Source organism: uncultured Thermosynechococcus sp. (assembly GCF_938074695.1).
Classification (GTDB): domain Bacteria; phylum Cyanobacteriota; class Cyanobacteriia; order Thermosynechococcales; family Thermosynechococcaceae; genus Thermosynechococcus.
The window spans coordinates 1-22,745 of sequence record NZ_CALJEM010000081.1; the positions used below are offsets into that span (position 1 = coordinate 1).

26 protein-coding genes and 1 tRNA gene are annotated in these 22,745 nt (G+C 54.7%); 13 read left to right on the forward strand and 14 right to left on the reverse strand.

The annotated features are described in order from the left end of the window. The first annotated feature begins 2 nt into the window (after nt 1–2). The 4 genes from Q0683_RS10635 to Q0683_RS10650 all read left to right on the forward strand — a co-directional run bounded on the left by Q0683_RS10635 (nt 3) and on the right by Q0683_RS10650 (nt 2,957). Nucleotides 3–75: transfer RNA gene (locus Q0683_RS10635), tRNA-Thr, on the forward strand. 110 nt (nt 76–185) lie between these two features. Then, a complete protein-coding gene (locus tag Q0683_RS10640; RefSeq protein WP_298613818.1) occupies nt 186–1,697 on the forward strand; it encodes a serine/threonine-protein kinase in 1,512 nt (503 codons plus the stop codon). A gap of 10 nt (nt 1,698–1,707) precedes the next feature. Further along, nucleotides 1,708–2,463: an MBL fold metallo-hydrolase gene (locus Q0683_RS10645; protein WP_298613820.1), complete on the forward strand. Its 756-nt coding sequence runs from the start codon at nt 1,708–1,710 to the stop codon at nt 2,461–2,463. A 2-nt stretch (nt 2,464–2,465) separates the two neighbouring features. After that, entirely contained in the window at nt 2,466–2,957 is a 492-nt protein-coding gene (locus tag Q0683_RS10650) for a phosphate-starvation-inducible PsiE family protein (RefSeq protein ID WP_298613822.1), read from the forward strand. Here Q0683_RS10650 and Q0683_RS10655 read toward each other — a convergent pair. Further along, nucleotides 2,934–3,794, reverse strand: a complete 861-nt coding sequence (locus Q0683_RS10655; RefSeq protein ID WP_366142488.1) for a prephenate/arogenate dehydrogenase — start codon at nt 3,792–3,794, stop codon at nt 2,934–2,936. The two genes, Q0683_RS10650 and Q0683_RS10655, sit on opposite strands and share 24 nt — an antisense overlap. A gap of 204 nt (nt 3,795–3,998) precedes the next feature. On the opposite strand from Q0683_RS10655, the gene Q0683_RS10660 reads away from it, so the two are divergent. Further along, a complete protein-coding gene (locus tag Q0683_RS10660; protein ID WP_298613845.1) occupies nt 3,999–5,126 on the forward strand; it encodes an HhoA/HhoB/HtrA family serine endopeptidase in 1,128 nt (375 codons plus the stop codon). Further along, a complete protein-coding gene (locus Q0683_RS10665; protein ID WP_298613826.1) occupies nt 5,126–6,400 on the forward strand; it encodes a phospholipid carrier-dependent glycosyltransferase in 1,275 nt (424 codons plus the stop codon). The genes Q0683_RS10660 and Q0683_RS10665 overlap by 1 nt, the downstream gene beginning before the upstream one ends. A 2-nt stretch (nt 6,401–6,402) precedes the next feature. Here Q0683_RS10665 and Q0683_RS10670 read toward each other — a convergent pair whose 3' ends face one another. The 5 genes from Q0683_RS10670 to Q0683_RS10690 form a co-directional block, all read right to left on the reverse strand. Continuing rightward, entirely contained in the window at nt 6,403–6,765 is a 363-nt protein-coding gene (locus tag Q0683_RS10670) for a response regulator transcription factor (protein ID WP_298613829.1), read from the reverse strand. 126 nt (nt 6,766–6,891) lie between these two features. Further along, nucleotides 6,892–7,746, reverse strand: a complete 855-nt coding sequence (locus tag Q0683_RS10675) for an energy-coupling factor ABC transporter ATP-binding protein (protein WP_298617169.1) — start codon at nt 7,744–7,746, stop codon at nt 6,892–6,894. 1 nt (nt 7,747) lies between these two features. Further along, nucleotides 7,748–8,539 carry a cobalt ECF transporter T component CbiQ gene (cbiQ, locus tag Q0683_RS10680; protein WP_298613833.1) on the reverse strand — a complete coding sequence of 264 codons (792 nt, stop codon included), beginning with the start codon at nt 8,537–8,539 and terminating at the stop codon, nt 7,748–7,750. 27 nt (nt 8,540–8,566) lie between these two features. Then, entirely contained in the window at nt 8,567–8,890 is a 324-nt protein-coding gene (locus tag Q0683_RS10685) for an energy-coupling factor ABC transporter substrate-binding protein (protein WP_298613836.1), read from the reverse strand. Then, nucleotides 8,883–9,659 carry an energy-coupling factor ABC transporter permease gene (locus Q0683_RS10690; protein WP_298613838.1) on the reverse strand — a complete coding sequence of 259 codons (777 nt, stop codon included), beginning with the start codon at nt 9,657–9,659 and terminating at the stop codon, nt 8,883–8,885. The genes Q0683_RS10685 and Q0683_RS10690 overlap by 8 nt, the downstream gene beginning before the upstream one ends. A 239-nt stretch (nt 9,660–9,898) precedes the next feature. Here Q0683_RS10690 and Q0683_RS10695 point away from each other — a divergent pair, with 239 nt between their 5' ends. Further along, nucleotides 9,899–10,204, forward strand: a complete 306-nt coding sequence (locus Q0683_RS10695) for a cell division protein SepF (protein WP_298613840.1) — start codon at nt 9,899–9,901, stop codon at nt 10,202–10,204. 7 nt (nt 10,205–10,211) lie between these two features. Beyond that, nucleotides 10,212–10,598 carry a hypothetical protein gene (locus tag Q0683_RS10700; protein ID WP_298613843.1) on the forward strand — a complete coding sequence of 129 codons (387 nt, stop codon included), beginning with the start codon at nt 10,212–10,214 and terminating at the stop codon, nt 10,596–10,598. On the opposite strand, the gene recF is transcribed toward Q0683_RS10700, so the two are convergent. The 6 genes from recF to Q0683_RS10730 form a co-directional block, all read right to left on the reverse strand. Further along, a complete protein-coding gene (recF, locus tag Q0683_RS10705) occupies nt 10,537–11,676 on the reverse strand; it encodes a DNA replication/repair protein RecF (protein ID WP_298977654.1) in 1,140 nt (379 codons plus the stop codon). The two genes, Q0683_RS10700 and recF, sit on opposite strands and share 62 nt — an antisense overlap. Next, nucleotides 11,677–12,165, reverse strand: a complete 489-nt coding sequence (locus Q0683_RS10710) for a DUF427 domain-containing protein (RefSeq protein ID WP_298977657.1) — start codon at nt 12,163–12,165, stop codon at nt 11,677–11,679. Nucleotides 12,166–12,210: 45 nt separating this feature from the next. Next, nucleotides 12,211–12,864: a response regulator transcription factor gene (locus Q0683_RS10715; protein WP_298613433.1), complete on the reverse strand. Its 654-nt coding sequence runs from the start codon at nt 12,862–12,864 to the stop codon at nt 12,211–12,213. A gap of 6 nt (nt 12,865–12,870) precedes the next feature. Continuing rightward, on the reverse strand, nt 12,871–14,079 hold the full coding sequence (locus Q0683_RS10720; RefSeq protein WP_298613430.1) for a M20 family metallopeptidase: 1,209 nt from the start codon (nt 14,077–14,079) through the stop codon (nt 12,871–12,873). A gap of 273 nt (nt 14,080–14,352) precedes the next feature. After that, nucleotides 14,353–14,706: a hypothetical protein gene (locus Q0683_RS10725; RefSeq protein WP_298613427.1), complete on the reverse strand. Its 354-nt coding sequence runs from the start codon at nt 14,704–14,706 to the stop codon at nt 14,353–14,355. A gap of 58 nt (nt 14,707–14,764) precedes the next feature. Next, the gene (locus Q0683_RS10730) at nt 14,765–16,306 is read right to left on the reverse strand and encodes a bifunctional pantoate--beta-alanine ligase/(d)CMP kinase (protein WP_298613424.1); all 1,542 of its coding nucleotides are present in this window, start codon (nt 16,304–16,306) and stop codon (nt 14,765–14,767) included. Between the two features lie 253 nt (nt 16,307–16,559). Here Q0683_RS10730 and Q0683_RS10735 point away from each other — a divergent pair, with 253 nt between their 5' ends. From Q0683_RS10735 to cobO, 4 genes are all read left to right on the forward strand, one after another. After that, nucleotides 16,560–16,880 (forward strand): hypothetical protein, encoded by a 321-nt coding sequence (locus Q0683_RS10735; RefSeq protein ID WP_149821421.1) that lies wholly within the window; start codon nt 16,560–16,562, stop codon nt 16,878–16,880. Between the two features lie 70 nt (nt 16,881–16,950). Further along, nucleotides 16,951–18,786, forward strand: coding sequence for an SPFH domain-containing protein (locus Q0683_RS10740; protein ID WP_366142745.1), 1,836 nt, complete (start codon nt 16,951–16,953; stop codon nt 18,784–18,786). A gap of 348 nt (nt 18,787–19,134) precedes the next feature. Further along, nucleotides 19,135–20,091: an RNA polymerase sigma factor, RpoD/SigA family gene (locus Q0683_RS10745; RefSeq protein WP_366142493.1), complete on the forward strand. Its 957-nt coding sequence runs from the start codon at nt 19,135–19,137 to the stop codon at nt 20,089–20,091. A gap of 3 nt (nt 20,092–20,094) precedes the next feature. Further along, nucleotides 20,095–20,697: a cob(I)yrinic acid a,c-diamide adenosyltransferase gene (cobO, locus tag Q0683_RS10750; RefSeq protein ID WP_298613413.1), complete on the forward strand. Its 603-nt coding sequence runs from the start codon at nt 20,095–20,097 to the stop codon at nt 20,695–20,697. Here cobO and Q0683_RS10755 read toward each other — a convergent pair. Beyond that, nucleotides 20,694–21,494 carry a PhzF family phenazine biosynthesis protein gene (locus tag Q0683_RS10755; protein WP_298977665.1) on the reverse strand — a complete coding sequence of 267 codons (801 nt, stop codon included), beginning with the start codon at nt 21,492–21,494 and terminating at the stop codon, nt 20,694–20,696. The two genes, cobO and Q0683_RS10755, sit on opposite strands and share 4 nt — an antisense overlap. A 55-nt stretch (nt 21,495–21,549) precedes the next feature. Here Q0683_RS10755 and ndk point away from each other — a divergent pair, with 55 nt between their 5' ends. Further along, a complete protein-coding gene (gene ndk, locus Q0683_RS10760) occupies nt 21,550–22,002 on the forward strand; it encodes a nucleoside-diphosphate kinase (RefSeq protein WP_181496075.1) in 453 nt (150 codons plus the stop codon). Here the strand turns inward: ndk and Q0683_RS10765 are convergent. Continuing rightward, nucleotides 21,977–22,717: a TerC family protein gene (locus Q0683_RS10765; protein ID WP_298977669.1), complete on the reverse strand. Its 741-nt coding sequence runs from the start codon at nt 22,715–22,717 to the stop codon at nt 21,977–21,979. The two genes, ndk and Q0683_RS10765, sit on opposite strands and share 26 nt — an antisense overlap. Nucleotides 22,718–22,745: the final 28 nt, after the last annotated feature.

The following is a 22,745-nucleotide window of genomic DNA, read 5'->3' on the forward strand; positions in this document are numbered from 1 at the left end:
GTGCTGGTGTAGCTCAGTTGGTAGAGCAACTGACTTGTAATCAGTAGGTCGTCGGTTCGAGTCCGACCATCAGCTTCGATCACTTTAGGCTCAAGAATGTCCAAAGATGTAGTGTTCCTTCGGTTTAGTCGTGTCTGCTATGACAGCACTATGATGATCAAGGAAACGATCGCGCCACCCCTGCCATGCTTGTCTATTGCACCCGTCCCCACTGTAATCGTCCCCAAAACGATATTCCAGAGTTAGACAACCCCAACAAACGCTATAGCCGTGTAGCACAGCGCTTTTGTACAGCCTGTGGGATGCCCTTGATTCTGCGGGGGCGATACGTGGCAGAGCGGCTTTTAGGGCGGGGGGGCTTTGGAGCGGCCTATCTAGCAAGGGATTTGGATACCCCTGGTCGGCGCGAGTGCGTGATTAAACAGTTTATGCCGCTGATGTCCGATCCCCAAAGTCGGCAAAAGGCACTGGAACTTTTTGAGCGGGAGGGACAAGTTCTAGATCAACTGGGGCAGCACGCCCAGATTCCAGATTTGCTGGCATTTTTTGCCGAAGAAGTTCCCACTGCTGATGGGGAAGGAGTAGAGCAGTATTTCTACTTAGTACAGGAATATATTGATGGTGAAACCTTAGAGGATGAACTGGTTCAACAGGGATGCTTTAGCGAAGAACAGGTGCGGCAGGTGCTGCGGGAACTCCTACCCGTGTTGCAGTACGTCCATGACCACGGCTCGATCCACCGTGATATTAAACTCTCGAATATCATGCGCCAGCACCCCAGCAAGACAAAGTTTCCCGGCCAGGGGCGCCTCTACCTGCTGGATTTTGGTGCGGTGAAGCAGATTTCCCAAGGAGGCGGACAACAGGGACACTTTACAGGTATTTATACTCAATACTATGCGCCACCGGAACAAGCGCGGGGAGAGCGGGTCTATCCCAGTTCAGATCTCTATGCCTTAGCCGTGACCTGTATTGTGCTCCTGACGGGCAAAGACCCTGGTGAATTATTTGATGCCTACAACAACCGCTGGGATTGGCATTCCTATGCCCAGGTCAGTCCCCAACTGCAAGCCATTCTAGATCGTATGCTGCAACCTGCGCCTAGCGATCGCTACCAATCGGCAGCAGAGGTTTTAGCAGCCCTCAATGGTGCCCCCAACCCAACGCCAGCACCGCCACCCCCGCCACCGCCACCCCCTGCTCCTGTGACGCCGCCACCTTCGCCCTCTCCTGTTCCCGTCGTGTCGCAACTAACACCTTCGCCGCCCCGAACACCCCTGACTCCTCCCACGGTTACACCTCGTCCTAAGGCGAAACCGCCACGGCAGCCTGCGCCCCCCTTACCCGCATTGAAAATTCTCATTGGTGCTGGCTTTACAGGCTTTGAAATGACAGCCTTAGGCCTGATGATTTTTAGTTTGATGACGACTTGGCAGTTGCCTGTGGGTGTGAGCGCAGGGCTAATTGGCGCTCTATTTGCCTTCTTGGTGTTTATGCAGTACAAACGCTGGATCGAACACTGGGAGCAGTTGATCATTGCGGTCATTTCAGGAGCAGTTCTCTTTTCTGTGCCCCTCTTGCAAGCGGGATTAGGGGGTATCACGGCGCTGCTCATTTGTGGTTTAGTGGGGTTGGGTTGTGTGGTTATAGGCAACATCTTTTTGCTGATTTACAACCTCTTGGCGCGGTTCCTGTAGGAGCAGGGCAATGCAGTTGACATGGCTAGAGAGCAATACCTGGTTGTGGGAGCTGGGGAATACACGGATTTTGGTAGATCCTTGGTTTGTGGGGCCACTGACCTTTGGCAATACGCCGTGGCTCTTTCAGGCGGAGCGATCGCGCCCCTGTGAAATTCCCACAGACATTGATGCCATTTTGCTCTCCCAAGGGCTACCGGATCACTGTCATGAACCTACCCTCCGTGCCTGCGATCGCGCCCTACCGGTCATTGCCTCCCCCAGTGCTGCCAAAGTTGCCCAGAGCCTTGGCTTTGAAACCGTTGTTGCCCTGACCCCGCGCCAAACCTATACGTATCGCGATCTCACGATCCAAGCCACGAAGGGGGCGCGTCTTGGCCCCACTCAACAGGAAAATGGTTACATTCTGCGCTGTGGCGCTCAGAGTCTCTACTATGAACCCCACGGCTGTCATGATCCGTGGCTGCGCACCTACGGCAAGGTGGATGTGGTGATTACGCCGCTATTGGATGTCTGTTTACCCGTGGTGGGGGCGATTCTCAAGGGGGGCAAAACCGCTTTGGAATTGGGGCAATGGCTTCAGCCTAAGGTGATGATCACCACCGCCGGCAATGGCACTCTCCGCCTGCAGGGATGGCTGCCGCAACTGCTGTCGGTCAAAGGCACCCTTGAAGCCCTGCAAGCAGCATTTCAGCAGCGCAACTTAGACACCCGTTTGGTGGAACCAGTGGCCTACACTCCCCTTGTTCTTTCGGCTGAGGTCTAGGAATGCGACGCCGGCTGCGACCTTTGATTCTCTTTTGGCGGGGGGTCATTCTTCTAGTTCAGGACAATCAGCGATTTTTGCACTTTCTCGGTCAAATTGAAGGGTTGGCCACGCGGCTGCTGGCGATCGGGATGTTGATTGTGGTCATTGTCGCGATCGTTGATTTGGGACGGATTTTGGCCACAGAGTTATTCTCGCCACCGCTGGGTCAATTTAGCCTTGAGCTGGTGAAGATTTTTGGTCTATTTCTCAATGTCCTTGTTGCCCTAGAGATTCTGGAAAATATCACCGCCTACCTGAAAACCCATGTCTCCTCGCAAATTGTCGAGCTGGTGATTGTGACGTCCCTAATTGCCATTGCCCGTAAACTCATCATTCTGGATATTAGTCAACCGGATACTGTGGCCAAGCTCTTGGGGCTGGCGATCGCCATCTTGGCACTGTCTGCCAGTTACTGGATTGTGCGTCGTCTAAACTACCGGCGACGTCTCTGAAGGATACACTTGCTCGCGGTAGGCTTGAGCCTGTTCTAAGGTGGTTTGCAGCCGCTCCCAGTCCTCCTGCTCCACTTGGCGAATGAGATCATCAAGGGTGGCACGGTAGTGGCTCAGACAGTGGCGCAGGGCTGTGCGGTTATATTCCGCCATCATCCGTCCCAACTCTGGATTGCCTCCCCCAACACGGCTTGTATCGCGAAAGCCGGAGCTGGCCAACTGCTGCGCAAGCCTCCGAATCGGCTCATTGGCTTCCTGGGCATTAGCAAGAAGCAGTGCCGCACTGACAAGAACGGGGAGGTGGGAAATCCAAGCCACGGCGCGATCGTGATCCGCAGGGGTGGCATAGAGGAGCTTTGCCCCCAGCGCATTGACCACCCCAGCAACACAGTCAAGGGCATCACTATCGGTGGAGAGGGTTGGGGTGAGCACATAGGGAGCATTCGCAAACAGATGGGCTTGCGCTGCCTCAATGCCCGACGCTGCCGTACCGGCCATGGGGTGCCCACCCACATAGCGGGGCCAGAGTTTTTCAAGGGCGGGGACAATTTCTCCTTTGACGGATGCCACGTCTGTCAGTACCGTTTCTCGACTCAGATAGGGGGTAATCTGGAGGGCTACCCTGAGAACGCTGCCAATGGGGGGACAAAGAAACACAAGATCAAGGGCACGCAAGATTTCTGGCTCCGTACTGCCCCGGTCAATGGCACCCTTGGCGATCGCCCGCTCACAGGTTTGGGATCGCCGACTTAAGCCCACCACATAGTAACCCTTTGCCCGTAGATCAATTCCTAGGGATCCTCCAATTAGCCCTAATCCTACAATGCCAATCCGCAGCATACTGCTCCTAAACTTGAATACCTTGACAATTGGGACACTGACGACTGTTCTCAATTCTGCAGAGAGGGATGCAGATTCTATGCCGATAGACCACCTTTACCATCTCCGGCGGTATGAAACCAATCCAAATCGGCTAGGCATGGGCAACGCCGTGGAGTTCGATACAATCGGAATTGAATTCTGTTGCGCTCTAGGCCATCCATCATGAAACGCCTTGCCCATTTACTTCAGCAGACCCTCACATTCTGTCTTGGCCTTGCCCTTGTCTGGTGCCTGAATAGCGGTACACCGGTATGGGCAGCAGTGGCTCACCATAGTTTTGTGGCAGCGGCAGTGGAGCGGGTTGGCGATGCGGTTGTTCGTATTGATACCGAACGCACAATAGTGCGCACGCCAGATCCCCTGCTCAGCGATCCGTTCTTCCGCCAGTTTTTCCCCGGCTTAGCCTTGCCCCCCCAAGAGGATCGGCTGCGGGGTCAAGGGTCGGGGTTCATCATTGATCCCAGTGGCATTGTCATGACCAATGCCCATGTGGTCAGCCAGGCGGATACGGTAACGGTGCGCCTCAAGGATGGCCGAGTCTTTGAGGGAGAAGTGCGCGGCGTGGATGAAGTTTCGGATTTGGCGATTGTCAAACTGAAGGGGGTAACAGAACCCTTGCCAACGGCGCCCCTAGGGGACTCCAGTCAGGTAAAAGTGGGAGATTGGGCGATCGCCGTCGGTAATCCCCTTGGCCTCGACAACACCGTGACATTGGGGATTGTGAGCACGCTCCACCGCTCCAGCGCTCAAGTGGGCATCCCCGATAAGCGCCTTGATTTTATTCAAACGGATGCGGCCATCAACCCCGGCAATTCTGGGGGGCCTTTGCTCAATGAAGAGGGGGAAGTTATTGGCATTAACACCGCCATTCGTGCCGATGCAATGGGGATTGGCTTTGCCATTCCCATCAATAAGGCCAAAGCCCTGCAAGCCCGCCTAATTCGCGGTGAAAAAATTCAACACGCCTACATTGGCATTCAAATGACCACCTTCACGCCGGCAATGGCCAAGGAAAACAATGCTAACCCCAACTCCCCGGTAATTTTGCCGGAAGTCAATGGCGTCCTCGTCCTGCAAGTTCTGCCGAATACACCCGCAGCAAAAGCGGGTCTGCGCTGGGGAGATGTGATTACAGCAGTGGATGGGGAACCGATTACCAGTGCGGATCAATTACAGAACATTGTGGATAGTGCCGCTGTGGGGCAAGTGCTCAACTTGACGGTTCAACGGGGCGATCGCAGCCAGCGCATTGCTGTGCGCACCGCGGAGCTACAGGGAGCCGCCTAATGCCCTTGGGGCTACTGCTGCTGTGGCTCTTTGCCCTTGGAACCCGCTTCTGGGGGCTGAGCCGCTTTCCAACCCTAGTTTTCGATGAAGTCTATTTTGCCCGCTTTGGCCGCAACTATCTTGCGGGAGTTCCCTTCTTTGATGCCCATCCCCCTTTGGGAAAATACCTGATTGCCCTAGGCATTTGGCTGGGGGGTGGCTTTCACCCTTGGGGCTATCGCTGGATGGACGCCCTATTGGGGTCGCTGATTCCTGTGGCAGTGGCTGTTTTGGCCTATCTCCTGACGGGGCGATCGCGCGTTGCCCTCTTGGCGGGATGCTTCGTTGCTCTCGATGGCCTCTTTTTGGTGGAGTCTCGCTATGCCCTCATCAATGTGCCGCTGGTGCTCTTTGGCGTAGTGAGCCAAATTCTCTGGCTATGGGGGTTGCGCTACAGAGGTAGGGGGCGATCGCTCTGGCTGATTGCTGCTGGTATGGCCTTTGGCGCCTGCGTAGCCGTGAAGTGGAGTGGCTTGGGCTTTCTGTTGGGAGTTGGTTTGTTCTGGCTCCTCCAGCGGCAGTTACCCCTGCTTGCTGAGGGGAAAACGACATATCAAACGACATATGAGTGGTGGCAGATGTGTCTGCTCCTCCCGCTTGTCACGTTTGTTGTCTATACGCTCCTCTGGTGGCCTCATCTGCAATTTCATCCCCACCAGAGCCTCCTGGAGCTGCATCGGCAAATGTTTGACTTTCATCGCAGCGTTGCCAGTACAGCCCATCCCTACTGTTCCCCTTGGTGGTCTTGGCCGCTTCTGCTGCGGCCGATGAGTTACTTTTTTCAAAAGGTGCAAACCCTCAGTGAAGCGGTGCCGGTCATTGGCCCGCCCCTACCCATGGAAGCTACCCGCTGGGTTTACGCCGTCTATGCCCTTTTTAACCCACCATTGCTGTGGTTGAGTACCTTGGCCACATTGGCACTTTTTCCCCTTCGCCTGAACTCCCTTGCCGGCCGCTTTGTGCTCTTGAACTATGCTGCCAATCTCTTGCCCTGGGCACTGGTGAGTCGCTGTGTTTTTATCTACCACTACCTCCCCGCTGCTCTCTATGGCTTTATGGCTTTGGCTTTGGTGTGGGAAGCCAGCCACGCTTGGGGAGTTTGGGCACGTTGGGCACGCCTTGCTGTTCTTACAGGAGTCATGGGCGGCTTTGCCTACTGGCTTCCCCTCTATTTGGGGCTGCCGCTGACCCCCCAAGCCTTTTTTACACGGATGTGGTTACGTTCTTGGATTTAAGGCTATCCCAGCAGTTGCTTGACGGTGGCCACCAGTTCGGCGGGATCAAAAGGCTTGGTAATATAAGCATCTACCCCCTGTTTTTTGCCCCAGTGAATATCAAATTCTTCCCCTTTGGTCGTACACATGATCACGGGCACGTTTTGGGAAGCGGCTTCACCTTTAATCCAGCGGCACAGTTCGTAGCCATTCATGCGCGGCATCACCACGTCCAGAATTACCAAGTCTGGGCATTGAGCTTTGATCTTTTCTTGGGCTTCAATCCCATCCTCCGCCTCCACAACGTCATAGCCTTGCTCTTTCATCAGCTCAATAATCATTGCCCGCAGGGTAGGGCTGTCATCAACAATCATAATTGTGGCCATATAAAGTTTTCCCCGATGCCGCGATGGGTTAGTTAAACAATAGGATTGTTGTCTTGGGCACTTCTCTAAACTACCCACCCCTTAGAATACCCACTTTTGAGCATTTTTCTACCTGTTAATGCGCTCTTAATCGAGGGTCGGTGGAACTTGGAGGCCTTTTTGCCAGATTTGGGCAAGGGCTGTGGCCGTTCGGGGCAAGGTCTGGTTCCGTCGCCAACTGGGGGGAAGTTGTTGCCACAGGCGCAAGAGGGTGGGGGTGCCCAGTTCAGGAGCAAGGGTAGGCCATTGTTCAAAGACGTGGGAAGCGCGATCGCTCACGGTAACTTGACCATTGACGAGCACCATGATCCAGTCTGCCCAGCCATAGGCAAAATCAAGGTCATGGGTGGCAATGACAATTGTGGTTCCCCGCCGGTGAATGTTCTCTAGGGTTTGCACCAGTTGCTGCCGCTGCTGGTAGTCAAGATAGGTGGTGGGTTCATCGAGCAGTAATAGCGTCGGTGCTAAAGCCATGACTCCAGCCAAGGCCACCCGCCGTTTTTGCCCCAAGCTGAGGTGATGCAGGGGGCGATCGGCGAGATGCAATAAATCAAAGTCTTGCAATGTTTGGTATAGGCGGGCTTCAATTTCTGCTGGGGGCAAGTCTAAATTGCACAGCCCATAGGAGATGTCCTCCGCCACTGTTGCTGCCACCAGTTGTTGTTCGGGGTCTTGGAAGGCCAAGCCAATCCGTTGACGCCACTGCCGCAGTTTGTCAGGTTGATAGATGAGCCGTTGCCCTTGCCAGTAAATTTCACCGCGATCGCGCCGATAGAGGGCAGCCGCCAGATAAAACAGCGTGGATTTGCCTGAGCCGTTGAGACCCAAAAGGGCAATTTTCTGTCCCGCCTCTAGGGTAAAGGAGCAGTCCTGCAGCACCGGAGTAGTTGTATTGGGATAGCGAAAGCCAACCTGACGAAATTCAAGTAGAGGGGGAGACATCCTAAGCCACAATCCTATTCAACAGGAGCAGGGCACTGCCACCCACGACCATTTCAAGGCTATACCGCTGGGAATAGGCATAGGACTGGAGGCGGAATACGCGAAACTGCCCCTGAAAGCCACGACTCAGTAGCGCAAGGTTGGTTTGGTGATAGCGACGCAAAGACCGGCGGAAAAGTTGGGCGGCCAACAGGCTCACACTAAAAAGCCAGCGCGATCGCCGCTGATAGCCTCCCCGCGCCCGCTGCGCCAATTGCAGGGTTAGGGCAGTTTCCAGCAGAGTAAACAAATAGCGGTACATCAACATCAAAACATCCAAAACAAAGTTCGGCATCCCCCACCGGGCTGCTAGAGCCAAGAGGGAGGGAAAGGGAGTGGTGAGCACAAGAAACAGCAAAGCCGTGCTGCAAACGGTAGTTCTCAGCCCTGTTATAAAAGCTTGCTTCAGACTTTCTAAGCTCACCGCCAACGACCAACCGCCAAAGGAGAGTTGCGCTAAAGGGGCTGACGCCGAGAGCTCGAGACCCCTGTTGGGCACAATTTGCACAACCAACGCCGGCAGACTAAGGAGCCAGAAGGCCATTACCGTCCCCACCAGCAACCCATAAACCCGCCAAGGGATACGGGCATAGCCCAGAATCCAGAGGACTAACCAAAGCCACAGTAGCCCTTGAACCAGAGGGTGGGCAAAAAATGCAAACCCAAGGGTGCCAAGACTGAAGAGCACCTTCTGTCTCGGATCCAGCGATCGCAGGCGATTGGTGTAGGCATACAGATCAAGATGGTGATGCATGCCAAGAGCTGATGATGCCTCCCTCGGTTATGGCAGTGGCTCCTTGCTGGTGGTGGAAGTGGAGGTTTGGCGCTGTTGGCGTCGCCGTTCGTGGTACCCCCCGAAAATAAAGCCAATCGTCCCTGCCCCCAGGGCGGCTTGGAGGGCAAACAGGAGGGATTCAATTTCACTGCTGGCCGGTTCAAAAACAGGCTCTGCCCACGGCGTATAGTCAGGGGAGAGTTCTTTGACGAGTTCACCAGCTTGGGCATCAGCTCCTTCAAAGTCACCTTTTACAAAAAGCAGCGGCCAGGCCACCAAGAGAGCAACCCCCCCTAGGAGTAGCCAATTTGTTTTTTGTCCTTTACTCATGGCTTGTGTGTCCTCCCCTCCACTGGAGCACTTCAAGTTCCTCTAGGCAGTAGGTCAGCAGCCAATTCCCCATCAGTACTGTGAGGAGTCCCTCACTAATGGCCAAGGGGATTTGAGTAATGGCAAAAAGAGCAGCAAACTTGGCAAAAGAAAGAACCACTCCGCCGTCGCTATGGGGAAAGGCCAAGGCCAGTTGGAATGCCGTAAGACTGTAGGCAACTAGATTGCTGAGCACTGCTGCGGCAAAAAGAGCAATCCCCTGCCGCTGCGTTAGCTTTTTCAGCCCTTGATATGTTCCCCACGCCACCCAGGGTGCAACAACTGCCATGGCAAAACCATTTGCTCCCAATGTCGTGAGGCCGCCATGGGCAATTAGCAGAGCCTGAAAGAGCAAAACAAATGTGCCCAGCACCGTCATGACCAGTGGGCCAAACAGCGTAGCGCCTAAGGCAATTCCCATGGGATGGGAACAACTGCCGGTCACGGAAGGAATTTTCAAAGAGGAGAGGACAAAGGCAAAGGCTCCCGCCAGTGCCAAGAGAACGCGCGACTCAGGATGCCTTTTTAGTTGCCGTTGTAAGGCCCACAGACCACCTCCTAGAAAAGGAAGGAAGACCAGCCACCACCCCAAAGCCCACCCTAAGGGTAAAAACCCTTCACTAATGTGCATTGCGAATGCAGGGTTAGGACTTGCTACCACTAGATACATGGTCAACAGCGCGATCGCCCCCAGGGAGCCATACCGCTTCGCGTGGCTACTTTTGATCATTGAGATGTTCCTAAACCTAAGTGCGCCTATTCTAGGGCGCAACGGGTTCCTTGCCTATGCCCAGTAGGGGGTAACGGCCATCCCTGTGGCGGAAAAAGGCTGCAATTTGCATCAATTTGCATAAATTTCGGTGTAGTCGGTATAACAGAATAAAGTTTAATGTCATGATTAAGGATTAAGTAAATGAATTAAGTAAATGATTAATAAGTACTGTTGTGATGTTCCCGAGGGGGGTTGTCATGGCTGAACTGACTGCCTTTGGTCATTCTTTGAGTAGTGGCTATGAAGTCGTGGTAATCAAGCCGCAGTCCCTCAGTGATACAACTCTGATCGTTCAAGCACTGCGGGCGGACAAAGCGGTGATTCTAAATTTAGAACACCTCGATGTGACCGAGGCACAGCGCATTTCTGATTTTGCTGCCGGCAGTACCTACGCCATCAATGGCCATCAGTCCCGCCTTGGGGATGGTGTGTTTCTCTTTACCCCCAGCATTATCAATATCCAAGAAGCTACGCCAACCCCCACGCCGGCTGGATTGATCTAGGCTGCCGATGAACCCTAGGGATCTACTTACAGTCAGGGAGTGTCAAGAGATTGATCAACTCTTCTTGCCGGCGGCAGATCGCTTTGCGATTCGAGTGGCGGTGTATGCCCAGCGCTATCTGCAAGCCCAGACTACAGCGACTCCCCTTGAAGCTTTAAGCGAAACCCAAATCTATGAACTGGTGGCAGCAGATCCCCAATTGCAGGCAGAGGAAGCGCGCCAAGGGGGGTTTATGGCTTGGTATGGCCAAATTCTCATCAGTGCCCTCAAGCAACTGCGCCAGATTGCCGAAAATGAGGGGGTACCCATTGCCGAGTTAACGGTTCCCCAAATTAGTCGCTGGTTTGAGCAGCGGTGTCAGGAACGCTTGCGATCCTCCCCGCCGTCACCCTAAGAATTTGAGCCTGCTGTCGCCAAGGGGCTGCAAAGGGGGCAAGGTGGGTGGTGGTAATTAGGGTTTGGTAGCGATCGCCCATCACCTCCAGTAGAATCCTCTGTCGCTGCAAATCGAGTTCTGCCAGCACATCGTCCAATAGCAGTAAGGGCGTATCGCCAACGACACTTTCTAGCAGTTCGAGTTCGGCGAGTTTCAGGGCTAAGACAAGGGTGCGCTGCTGACCTTGGGAGGCAAATTGACGGGCACTTTGATCATTTAGGCAGAAAATAACATCGTCACGGTGCGGCCCCACAAGACTGGTTTTTTGCAGCAGTTCAATCGATCGGCGAGCCGCTAAGGCCTCACTAAAGGCCGCTCTGATACATTCAGAACTTCCATCCCCTAGGGGCACATGGCTTTCATAGGTCAACGTCAGAGTCTCGCGATCGCCACTCAAAACCCGATGCCAATATGCTGCCAAGGGGGTCAAGCGTTCAATGAGGCGCTGGCGCCGCCGAATAATGCGGGTACCGTTGACCACCAATTGCTGATTCCATGCCTGCCAGAGGGCTTCATCCCAGCCTTGGCCGGTTGCCTGTTTCAGGAGGGCATTCCGCTGGCGCAGCGCTTTTTGGTAGGTTTGCAGGAGTTGGCTATAGAGGGGTTCCAACTGAAGCAACATGCGATCCAACCAGTTGCGGCGCAGGGCCGGCGTGCCCCGCACCAGTTCTAAATCCAAGCAGGAAAACTCTACGGCGTTGAGTTGACCGAGAAATTCAGCGGTACGCCTGACGGGGCAGCCATTGATCCGCAAAACCCGGCCGGCGGTAGGTCGTAAACTTGCTGCCAGCTCAAGGCAAACCCCTTGGCGCTCAAGGGTAGCTTCAATTTGGGCACTCTCTTGTCCTTGCTGAATCAGGTCGCGATCGCGATGGGTACGATGGGACTGTAACGTGGCTAGCCACTCCACCGCCTCTAGTAAATTGGACTTGCCTTGGGCATTGTCGCCGACGAGAATGGCTTTCGGGGCAGCAAACGTCACCGCCTGCTCCCTATAGTTGCGAAAGTGGCGCAGATAGAGTGATTTGAGAAACACTTACCAGCCCCAAGTTTCTGGTGCCCCCTTAAAAGGTCCCACAATGTCCGGCGTAATCCAGCCGCCGTAGAAGCCCCCCGGTTGCGGCAGCGCCACTACGCCATCCACCGTGCATTCATCCATTAAACCAGCATAGAAGGCAATGTAGTTGCGAAGGGTCGCAAAGGCAGGGGTCGGTTCAGGATAGTACCAAGCGGCATGATTGGCTTGGCGATCGCCCACCCTGACATGGTAGTAGGCACCCTGTCCTTTCCATTCGCAGAAAGTTCGCCGCGGCGAGGGCACAAGATACTGGGATTGCACATCCTCTGGCGGAAAGTAATACACCGGTGGGTGACTGGTTTCTAGCACACGCTGTCCCCGCCGGGTCTCAGCAATGACCACACCATTAAAGACCACGCGCAGGTGTTTTGCCGTAGGTTCTAGGCGAGGCGGACGGGGGTAGTCCCAAACCGATTCTTGACCGGGGGCAGGGGGAATTCGTTGCATGGGGTCTCGATTCCTCAGTGGTTTTCTTAACCGTAATAGCAACCCTTATGTTTGGGAACTGGTTTGTTGCGTCACCAACCCCTGTTCAATTGCCAGCCGCACCAGTTCAGCACGGTTATGAACCGCAGTTTTCTGAAAAAGACTGCTGACATGCTTTTCAATGGTGCGGGCACTCAGGTGCAGGCGATCGCCAATTTGAGCATTCGAGAGTCCTACCACCAGTAAAGCCAACACTTCTTTTTCCCGTTGGGTCAGATCAACGGTAATGCGTTGGGTTTTCGGCGGCAAGAAGGGCCGCTGTCGCTGTTGCCACTCCATTTGCACCAGTTGCGCCCGATCCAAAAGATTGCGCACCACGGCCGCCAATTCATTCAAGTCAAAAGGTTTAGAGAGATAGACATCTCCCCCGCTGCGATAGGCGCGAATCCGCTCCTCCACTTCGGTGCGGGCTGTGAGGTAAATCACGGGTAGGAGGCGGAGCGAGGGATGCTGACGCACCTGCCGCACCAATTCATAGCCGTTCATATTTGGCATGGCAATGTCGGTGATCAACAGGTGGGGCTGATAGCGATGGATCATCTCAAGGGCTTGGGCGCCGTCTGCTGCTGTCAGGCAACAGTAGCCTTCCGCTTCTAAAAAGCGGCTGACCGACACGCGAATGCCGGGATCATCGTCGGCAATAAGGAGCGTGAGGGACATGGGGAATTAGGTCTCCACTAGACCACAGTATTTCTCGACACAGCGGACAAACAACTCAACCCCAATACTTAAGACTGTTTCGTCAAAGTCAAAGCGGGGGTGGTGGTGGGGGAAATCTAACCCTAGGGTGCCATTGGCTGACCCCAAAAAGAAGTAGCAGCCCGGAACCGCCTTGAGAAAGAAAGACATATCTTCTGCTGCCATGGTTTGACAATGAGGGGTAACCCCTGCGGGTACCTCCACAACCGATTCGGCCACCGATCGCACCAACTCCGCCATCTTGGCATCGTTGATGGTGGGCGGGTACATCCGTTGATAGTCAAACTGGTAGGTGGCGCCATGGCTCTGGCAAATGCCGGCAATGACTTGTTCAATCCGCTCGGGTAACCAGTCGCCTAGCTCTGGCTTAAAGTAGCGGACTGTGCCGCAAAATGTGGCTCTCTCGGCAATTACGTTCTTTGCTGTTCCCGCCTGGACTGCCCCAACAGAAATCACTGCGCTCTCTAGGGGATCAATGTTGCGGGAGACAATTGTGTGCAGCGCCGTAATAATCTGGGCAACCACCAGAACGGTATCCACCGTAAACTGGGGCAAAGCTGCATGCCCCCCCTTGCCTTGGACTTGACACTCAAAAAACTCCGCTGCCGCCATTAAAGGGCCAGCCCGCACGCCTACGGTGCCAACGGGCAGAAAATTCCACAGGTGCAGACCGATAATGGCATCCACTTTTGGCGCATCAAGCGCGCCTGCCTCAATCATTGGCTGCGCTCCACCGGGACCTTCCTCTGCAGGTTGAAAGATGATTTTGACTGTCCCGGCAAAATCGCGGTGCTCGGCCAGATACTTTGCCGTCCCAAGGGCGATCGCCGTATGACCATCGTGCCCGCAGGCGTGCATCTTTCCCTCATAGAGAGAGCGATAGGGCTTATCGTTTTCCTCCTGTAGGGGCAGCGCATCCATATCTGCGCGAATCGCCAGCACCGGCCCCGGCCGCACTCCCGGAATGACGGCTACAATCCCTGTTTGCGCAATGCCCGTGCGATGCTGAATGCCCCACTGTCGCAGTTTTTCACTGACAAAGGCGGCCGTCCCGTACTCCTGAAAACCCAATTCAGGACGTTGATGCAAATAGCGGCGCCACTGCACCAGTTCGGCCTGGAGGGCAGCCACCTCTGGACGCACTTGGCAGCTCACTTGGGGGAGATGGAAGGCCATTGAGGCAGCAGGGCAATGGAGCTAGGAACTGATCTCTAGCATAAACGATGTCTCCCCGTTGCGTTTCTTTCCCTTGATTCGGCTACATTCGGCTGCGAAAGACTCCCAGCACTCCCCTCGTAAGGAAGGTTTGGGCTTTTGACAGGCGGCGGTTTTCTCTTGACCTCCTCCCCGCCCTGTTAGCTTGCGCCCGCGCAGCGGCCTCGACAACTGGTGGCCAAAGGGGGGTGAGTCGGCAGCAGCCCATGGATACCCTCTGCCTGTACTCTTGCCCTAGGAGTTGGGTGCTTGAGAATCCTGCTGTAGGTCTTGGCGAATCGCACGCAGGGTGTCGAGAAGCGTTTGAAGATCGGCGGCCAACACAGCACTCTCAGAATTGGCGGGTGCAGGGGGTGAAGCGGGTTGCCGCTGCTGGGTAATCAAGGTCTGAATGAGTTCCCGCGCCTGTGCTTCGGTGAGGCGACCTTTCTCAGCCCACACAGTGGCCAGTTGACGAGCATCCGTGCGCAGTTGGGTGAGATATTCTTGGCGTTTGGCCTCATCTTGGAGGGATTCAAGGGCAGCCGCAGCAGCTCCAATGCCGGTGTAATAGAGTTGCTGTGCCAGTTCGAGGGGGTTGCGATCCATAGGAATGTGTCCAGCGTGAACTATCCTCTGCTACTGTACGGGAAATTCTCTCTTCCCATCAAGAGTGAGGGCAGCGGCTGCGGTACAAATGGACGATTTTACTTACCACCTCCTCGATCTCCAGATGATCAGTACAGATTTCTATGGCATCGGCAGCTTTGCGAAAGGGGGCGTAGGTGCGTTGCTGATCCGCCGTATCGCGAGCGGTCATCTGAGCCAGCAATTCCTCATAGGAGAGGTCGCATTGCCCCTGCTGTTGTAATTCTTGCCAGCGGCGCTGGGCACGCTCTTGGGGCGAGGCAGTGAGGAAAATTTTCAAACCCGCTTCCGGAAAGACATGGGTACCAATATCACGTCCTTCAGCAGCAATCCCGCCATTGGCGCCGATCGCCCGCTGTTGTTGCACCATCAGCCGCCGTACTCCTCGTAGGGCTGCCACTTGGGATACCCGCTGGGTCACCGCCAGAGAACGAATGGCTTGGCTAACCTCGCGATCGTTGATCCACACTCGCGGGGGTTGAGTGGGATCCCCGCTTTCTAGACGCAATTGGCACTGGGCGATCGCCTCTACCACTGTTGGCTCATCCTTGAGATCAATGTTGTTTTCCAAGCACCACCAAGTTACTGCTCGATACATCGCACCGGTGTCAAGGTACTGTAACCCAAGGGCTTGGGCAGCCAGTCGCGTCACGGTGGATTTCCCTGCCCCCGCAGGGCCATCTACGGCCAGAATCGGCAAGCGGCGATCCAATAGGCAATTGTCAATCAGGCGCGTTTGACCCACCCAGCCGGCGATCGCCAGCAGCCCAACGGTCTCAATGCGTTCCAAAGGTACAAGGGTTTGGGGATGCACCAATTCTACATAGTCGAGGCGCAACCGGGGAAACTGGCGCAGATGGTTGTGAACCTGCCCAAGGAGCTCCTTTGCAGCAAAACAGCCCCGCCGAAAGGCGGCAGTAGCAATCTCCAGGCTCTGGCTTAGGGCTAAGGCCGTGGGGCGATCGCCCTCACTGAGATATTGATTGCGGGAACTCAAGGCAAGCCCATCGGCATCGCGGACAATGGGACAGGCAATAATTTCCACGTCCAAATTCAAGTCGGCCACACAGCGGCGAATAATTGCTAACTGCTGAGCATCCTTTTGACCGAAATAGGCGCGATGCGGCCGCACCAGATGTAACAGCTTGAGCACAATGGTGGCTACCCCGCGAAAATGGCCGGGGCGCGATCGCCCACAGAGGCGCTCCGTGAGTTCCTTGGGCGGCTCCACCACTGTGAGGGTCTCCATCCCTGCTGGATAAAGCTCTGCCACACCGGGCACAAAGAGCAGATCCACCCCCAATTGCCGGCAGAGCGCCGTATCGGCCTCAAGGGCGCGGGGGTAGCGCTCCAAATCCTCTTGGGGGCCAAACTGGAGGGGGTTGACAAAAATACTGACTACCACAACATCACACTCTTGCCGTGCCCGCCGGATCAAGGCAGCATGACCCCCGTGGAGTGCCCCCATCGTCGGCACAAAACCGAGGGTGGATGCAGGAGATAAGGTGCCAAGGGCAGCCTGTAAACCCGCCGTGGTGGTCAAACGGTAAAACGTACCCATAGAGTGCTTCAGGGGCGATCGGTGGAGTTTTGATACAATCTGTCATATTACAATGCCCGTGCCTGCTTTTTTTGACCAAAGTTTGTACATTTGTTGCAAAGACTTTAATCTTAGGGGCAGGTTTTCTAAAATTCAGGTACTTTCATTTCCCTGTATCTGCAAACACTGTACCGCAAGCTTAAGTTTCCCCTAATCCTTAAAAAGCTTGTTTTTGCACTGGAACCATTCAGCATACGCCGCGAGGATAGCCCCTATGGCCAATGAACTACAAAACGGCTTACAAAAATACCGTTTCGTCTGCACCCTCACCTTCGGGGATATTTATGGCCAAGTGATTGTCTGGCTAATTGTTATCTTTATTGGTTTGGCCGCGTCCCTTACCCTCTACAACAATCCTGTGCAAGCGTTTTTAGTCGGGGGGCTAATTTTGGTCTTAACGTTGCCCTTTTTACTTTTTGCCTTTGTTACCACACTGCTCAATCATATTGAAATGCGGCCTGTAACGGTGACAGAAAAGAAAAAGCGTAAGGATGCCGCAGTGGCCTCGACAACCGAAGTGGCTCCGGCCAATTAAAGAACCCTTAAAAATAGCCGGCGATCGCCCCCAAGCTGCCACACTAGGATTACCACTGAGGGGCAATCGGATGCTTTACTGGCTCACCTTTTTGCAGGCATTACCCACCGCGGAACTGCCGGCGTCACCTCGAACCGACACCAAAGCTGCGGTACTAGCGGAGTCTCCCCCCCTTGTCATGGGTAATTTAGGCGGGCTGCTCTTCTTTCCGGGGGTAATTGCTGGCATTGTGATTTTGCTGCTCCTGAGCATTTGGGCCTACACACGCGTCTATGTGATTACCCCCAACAACGAAGCCTTTGTACGCACGGGGGGTATTTTTGTTAAGAAAAAAACAGTGATCCTCAATGGTGGCTGCATTGTCCTACCAGGATTTCATGAATTAACCCGCGTACCCCTGCGGGAGATCTCCATTGACGTGGAACGAACGGGTAAATTGGCGGTGCGCACCCAAGATTACCTGCGCGCCGATATGCGGGTTACGTTCTATGTCTGCATCAACGCCACCGAAGAGGATGTCCTCACCGCCGCTGCTCGCCTCTCGCAAAATAACCGCATTACCCCCGAAGACATCAAGAACGCCCTTGAAAAGCGGGCAGATGACGCCATCCGCGCCGCCGCAAAACACAAGTCCCTTGCCGAAATTGACTCGGATAAGCTGGGGTTTGCCCAAGAGGTGCTCAACTTGATGCAGCAGGATCTGCAAAAAGTCGGCCTCACCCTCAACAACATTGCCATCTCAGAGGTTCAAGAGAGCGACACCTACGACGAAAACAACTTCTTTGATGCTCAGGGGGTGCGCCTGCGCACGGAAACAATTCAACGCTCGATCCAACAAAAACGAGAGGTGGAACTCTCAACACGGGTGGCCATCGAGCAGAAGGAACTGGATGCCCAAAAACGCTCCCTGCAAATTGAAGAGGAAAAAGAAGCCGCCCTGTTGAGCCAACGTCTGAAGGTGGAAGCCCTAAAAGCACAGCGGGAGCGGGAAATTGAGGAGGCTAAGGCCGCAGAGGCAGCCGCAATTCAGCGGGCAAAATTGCTCCAAGCCCAAGCAGTAGAGGAAGAAGAAATCCGCAAAAAACTTGCCATTCAGCAAAAGGAAATTGAGGCCCGTATTGAGCTGGAGGAAAAAAATAAACGCCTGAAGGTGACGCAAGCCCAGCAACAGCAGGAGGCAGAAATCGCCGAGATCAGTCGCCAGCAGCAGGTGCAGGCCAACCGTTTGCAAGCGCAGGTGGCCATTGCGGAGTCTGAGCGTCAAGCACGCCTTGCCCAAGAGGATGTGGCGATCGCCGTTGCCGCCAAGAAGAAAGAAAGTCTGATTGCCGAAGCAGAGCGGGCACGAGCAGAGTCTGCGGTCACCACCGCCATCGAGGTGGAAAAAGCCGATCGCCAGAAACACCTGGCGATTATTGCAGCGGAGCGGGAAGCAGCGGAAAAACGGGTTCTTGAGCAAAATGTTGTTGAAATTGAGGCCTTCCGGCGGCGGCGCCAGGCGGAGATTGCCCAACAGGCAGCGGAACTGGAAGCGGAGGCAATTCGTATCCTCGCTGCAGCGAACCGCGATAAAGCTCTTGCTGAAGCCGAAGGAATCAAGGCAATCTTGGCAGCCAAGAATGTGATTAGCAATGCCAACTTAATTGCCCAAGTGATTACGGCGCTTTGGCCAGAACTGGCACCGCAACTGCCGCAAGTTCTCCAAGCCCTTGCCCCTCAACCGGGGGTAATTGGCGATGCCAAGATTTACACCTTTGCCGATGGGGGTGCCACCCCTAATCTCAATAAACTCCTCCTCTCCAGCAGTGGACTTGCTCTAATCAATGCCCTATTTGAGGAGGGGAAACTTGGCCAGTTATTAGCGCAAATTAAATCTCTCCTCCAAGAGGGGACATCTAATTCCTAAGACGCGACTGCATACTCCGGTCAACAACCATGGATAACTCTTCAGCAGGGCTGAAGGGCGTGAAGCAGCAATTGACTTATTTCATCTGTATTCTCAAAATCCATAGAGCCTTACCAATGGGGCAAATATAAAAAAAAGATTAAGAACCGCCAAAGGTCAGTGTGAGTATTCCAACGAACAGATTTAGAAATGTTAAGATTCTTAATATATGTAACAAGTCCACGAAAACGCTGTTAAAGCACCGTTGGCTTGGCCGCGATCTTTAGCAGGGGCGATCGCCCATCCTATAGCGAAAACGATATTCCTAGGCCTTGGACGAATCACTGCTGTCAACCTTGAGAACGAGCGATAGGGACTATGGATACCTCAAAAGATTTAGTGCGCACTTACCTACGGGAGATTGGCCGGGTGCCATTGCTCACCCATGAACAGGAAGTGATCTACGGCAAACAGGTGCAGCAGCTTACCGCCATGAACGAGATTCGCGAAAAGCTTGCGGCAGAACTTAACCGTGAACCCAGCCGTGCCGAATGGGCCGCTGCCGCCAACATTAGTGAGGAGGAGTTGGAGACGATTATTGAAAATGGCGAGCGCGCCAAACGGAAAATGGTGGAGGCCAACCTGCGCCTTGTGGTGTCAGTGGCCAAAAAGTACATCAAGCGCAATGTGGATCTGCTTGACCTTATCCAAGAAGGGACAATTGGTATGCAGCGAGGGGTAGAAAAATTCGACCCCACCAAGGGCTATCGTTTTTCCACCTATGCCTACTGGTGGATTCGTCAAGCCATCACGCGGGCGATCGCCGAGAAAGGACGCACCATTCGCCTACCCATCCACATTACCGAGAAGCTGAACAAGATCAAAAAGGTACAGCGACAACTGTCCCAGCGGCTGGGGCGTGCGCCCACCATTAATGAACTGGCGGCTGAACTGGAGCTAACCCCTGCGCAAGTCCGCGACTACCTCGAACGGGCGCGTCAGCCCCTCTCCTTGGATGTCCGTGTTGGCGATAATCAGGATACAGAGTTGGGAGAACTCCTAGAGGATTCCTCCATTTCCCCAGAGGAGTTTGCAGCTCAGTCCTCCTTGCGCAGTGACCTTGAGCGGCTAATGGCAGACCTTACTCCCCAACAACGTCATGTCCTTTCCCTGCGCTTTGGCCTCGAGAATGGTCAGCCCCTCACCCTGGCCAAAGTGGGAGAACTGCTTAATATCAGTCGCGAGCGGGTGCGGCAAATTGAGCGGGAAGCCCTCAGTAAACTGCGCAAACGCCGAGGCGATATTCACGAGTACCTTGCCAGTTAGCCCATGCTGAGTGACGAACAGTACCGTCAAAAGATGCAGCGGCGCAAAGCCCTACAGGCACAACGCCTAGCGGAGCGCACCCGTGAAAAGGGGTTGATCATTGTCCACACAGGCAACGGCAAGGGCAAAACCACCGCTGCCCTGGGAATGGTTCTGCGTTCCTTGGGGCATGGTTATCGGGTGGCTATTATTCAGTTCATTAAAGGGGCGTGGGAGCCGGCGGAAAAAGCTGTGCTTAGCCAGTGGTCAGAGCAACTGGCTTTCCATGCCATGGGGGAGGGGTTTACCTGGGAAACCCAAGACCGGCAACGGGATATGGCCTGTGCTCAGGCTGCCTGGGAACTGGCGCTAAGCTACCTTGGCAACCCAGCATACCGCTTGGTGTTGCTGGATGAAATTAACGTCGCCCTCAAGCTGGACTACTTAAGGGTGACCCAGGTGCTGGAGGGGCTTAGCCGCAAACCAGAAATGACCCATGTGATTCTCACGGGGCGTGGTGCGCCCCCAGCCCTGATTGATGCCGCCGACCTCGTGACCGAAATGACCCTTATCAAGCATCCTTTTCGCGAGCAGGGGATTAAAGCACAGCCGGGGATTGAGTTCTAAAGCAAGAGTTCTCCAGCAAAGATGGTGACAGCCTGACCCAATAGCAGCAGGCGATCGCCCCCCTGGGGTTGGAGTTTAATTACACCGCCCCGCGCGGAGGCTTGATAGGCCAAGAGTTCCTGCCGACCCAGCTTCGGCTGCCAGTAGGGATAGAGACTACAGTGGGCAGAACCCGTGACGGCATCCTCTGGGATGCCCAATTGGGGAGCAAAAAAACGGGAGACAATATCGTATCTGTCGCCTTCCTTCCCACGGGCAGTCACAATCAAGCCGCGACAGGGCAGGCGGGCAAGCGGGTCAAAATCGGGTTTCAACTCTGCTACCGCCTCAGCACTGGCCAGCTCTACCAGCAGATCCCTCCCCGCTTTCCCCATATACAGGGGCGTGGTGCCTAGGGCAGCACTAATTAAAGCTTGCACCTGCGGCTCCTCAAGGGGGGTTACCGGCTGCTGCGGAAAATCAAGGGCAATCCACTCTCCAAAGCGCTGGGCGCGCAGGCAGCCACTGCGGGTGTGAAATGCTAACTCTCCCACCACCCCCTGATGCTGCCAGAGGACATGAGCCGTGGCGAGGGTGGCATGACCACAGAGATCCACTTCCGCCATAGGGGTAAACCAGCGCAACTGAAAGCCACCGGCGGTGGGCACTACAAAGGCGGTTTCTGAAAGATTCATTTCGCGGGCGATCGCCCCCAAGATTGCATCGTCAAGAAAACTTTCTAGAAGACACACCGCGGCCGGATTGCCGCGAAAAGGTTCTTGGGTAAAGGCATCAACTTGGTACAGTGGTAGCGGCATCCAACCCCCGAAAACCGTAAAATCAATCCTGTAGATCGAGCAGAGGACAGACTGCGTGGAACGAACATTTCTTGCAATCAAGCCCGACGGTGTGCAGCGTGGGCTAGTGGGGACGATTATCCAACGATTTGAACAGAAAGGCTACACCCTGGTTGGCCTCAAACTCATGCGCGTCAGCCGCGAACTGGCAGAGCAGCACTACAGTGAACACAAAGACAAGCCCTTCTTTGCGGGGCTGGTGAACTTTATTACTTCAGGACCGGTGGTGGCCATGGTCTGGGAAGGTCGCGGGGTGATTGCCAATGCCCGCAAACTCATTGGCGCGACTAACCCCCTCAATGCCGAACCGGGCACCCTACGGGGAGATTTTGCCGTAGATGTGGGGCGGAATGTGATTCACGGCTCTGACAGTCCCGAAAATGCCGAGCGGGAAATCAATCTCTGGTTCCAAACCCAGGAACTGGTGCCTTGGGAACCGGCCTTCACTTCTTGGGTGTATGAGATGTAGGCTCATGGGTTGATTGGGGAAGGGTTGGGGGAGTGTCTGGCTCCTCCACCTCCCGTTTGGAAAAGCCCCACGTAAAGCAAAGGGCAATGAGGCTAATCATGACCCAGTCGGAGGGAACCAGTTGTGGGTTAATCACGCGAATCAGTAGCCGCAGACCCACAAGGGTTACCGTGAAATAGCCGGCATCCTCAAGGCGTGGAAATTCTTTGAGCCAGCGAATAAATAGCTCCGCCATAAAACGCAGCATAATCACGCCAATGGTTCCGCCCAGTAACACCAGCCAGCGCTCATCCGATAGGGCGATCGCCGTTGTCACGCTGTCGAGGGAAAAGGCTAAATCGGCCAAAGCAAGTAGGGGCACCGCCTGCCAAAACGAATGAATCACCCGCTCGTGGTGATGTTCTGGCTCAGTGGTAAGGAAAAAATACTTTGCGGCTAACCACAGCAAATAGAGTGCCCCCGCCAACTCAAACTGCCAGAACTGCAAGACCCACGTGGCTGTGAGAATCAGCCCAATCCGAAAAATGTAGGAGATGGCGAGTCCCAGATTGAGGGCCCGCCGCTGCTCATCTAAATCTTCGATGCCCCGCACTAAGGCGGCAAGGGCGATCGCATTGTCTGCCGAAAGAACCGCTTCTAGGGCCAACAACACCACCAGCAACAACAGGGTATCCAGTCCCCAGTTGGGTGAGAGTTCCAAGAGTTCATCAATCATGGGGCGAGGGAAGTTCTCCAAAGTTTTG

What these genes read in the sequence shown, in the direction of transcription:
- Q0683_RS10685 (WP_298613836.1), bottom strand. Translation starts at nt 8,890, where the DNA reads ATGAGTAAAGGACAAAAAACAAATTGGCTACTCCTAGGGGGGGTTGCT.
- Q0683_RS10725 (WP_298613427.1), bottom strand. Translation starts at nt 14,706, where the DNA reads ATGGATCGCAACCCCCTCGAACTGGCACAGCAACTCTATTACACCGGC.
- Q0683_RS10675 (WP_298617169.1), bottom strand. Translation starts at nt 7,746, where the DNA reads ATGTCTCCCCCTCTACTTGAATTTCGTCAGGTTGGCTTTCGCTATCCC.
- Q0683_RS10665 (WP_298613826.1), top strand. Translation starts at nt 5,126, where the DNA reads ATGCCCTTGGGGCTACTGCTGCTGTGGCTCTTTGCCCTTGGAACCCGC.
- Q0683_RS10730 (WP_298613424.1), bottom strand. Translation starts at nt 16,306, where the DNA reads ATGGGTACGTTTTACCGTTTGACCACCACGGCGGGTTTACAGGCTGCC.
- Q0683_RS10710 (WP_298977657.1), bottom strand. Translation starts at nt 12,165, where the DNA reads ATGCAACGAATTCCCCCTGCCCCCGGTCAAGAATCGGTTTGGGACTAC.
- Q0683_RS10700 (WP_298613843.1), top strand. Translation starts at nt 10,212, where the DNA reads ATGAACCCTAGGGATCTACTTACAGTCAGGGAGTGTCAAGAGATTGAT.
- Q0683_RS10640 (WP_298613818.1), top strand. Translation starts at nt 186, where the DNA reads ATGCTTGTCTATTGCACCCGTCCCCACTGTAATCGTCCCCAAAACGAT.
- Q0683_RS10715 (WP_298613433.1), bottom strand. Translation starts at nt 12,864, where the DNA reads ATGTCCCTCACGCTCCTTATTGCCGACGATGATCCCGGCATTCGCGTG.
- Q0683_RS10695 (WP_298613840.1), top strand. Translation starts at nt 9,899, where the DNA reads ATGGCTGAACTGACTGCCTTTGGTCATTCTTTGAGTAGTGGCTATGAA.
- cobO (WP_298613413.1), top strand. Translation starts at nt 20,095, where the DNA reads ATGCTGAGTGACGAACAGTACCGTCAAAAGATGCAGCGGCGCAAAGCC.
- Q0683_RS10645 (WP_298613820.1), top strand. Translation starts at nt 1,708, where the DNA reads ATGCAGTTGACATGGCTAGAGAGCAATACCTGGTTGTGGGAGCTGGGG.
- Q0683_RS10740 (WP_366142745.1), top strand. Translation starts at nt 16,951, where the DNA reads ATGCTTTACTGGCTCACCTTTTTGCAGGCATTACCCACCGCGGAACTG.
- Q0683_RS10650 (WP_298613822.1), top strand. Translation starts at nt 2,466, where the DNA reads ATGCGACGCCGGCTGCGACCTTTGATTCTCTTTTGGCGGGGGGTCATT.
- Q0683_RS10735 (WP_149821421.1), top strand. Translation starts at nt 16,560, where the DNA reads ATGGCCAATGAACTACAAAACGGCTTACAAAAATACCGTTTCGTCTGC.
- Q0683_RS10755 (WP_298977665.1), bottom strand. Translation starts at nt 21,494, where the DNA reads ATGCCGCTACCACTGTACCAAGTTGATGCCTTTACCCAAGAACCTTTT.
- Q0683_RS10765 (WP_298977669.1), bottom strand. Translation starts at nt 22,717, where the DNA reads ATGATTGATGAACTCTTGGAACTCTCACCCAACTGGGGACTGGATACC.
- Q0683_RS10690 (WP_298613838.1), bottom strand. Translation starts at nt 9,659, where the DNA reads ATGATCAAAAGTAGCCACGCGAAGCGGTATGGCTCCCTGGGGGCGATC.
- cbiQ (WP_298613833.1), bottom strand. Translation starts at nt 8,539, where the DNA reads ATGCATCACCATCTTGATCTGTATGCCTACACCAATCGCCTGCGATCG.
- Q0683_RS10720 (WP_298613430.1), bottom strand. Translation starts at nt 14,079, where the DNA reads ATGGCCTTCCATCTCCCCCAAGTGAGCTGCCAAGTGCGTCCAGAGGTG.
- Q0683_RS10670 (WP_298613829.1), bottom strand. Translation starts at nt 6,765, where the DNA reads ATGGCCACAATTATGATTGTTGATGACAGCCCTACCCTGCGGGCAATG.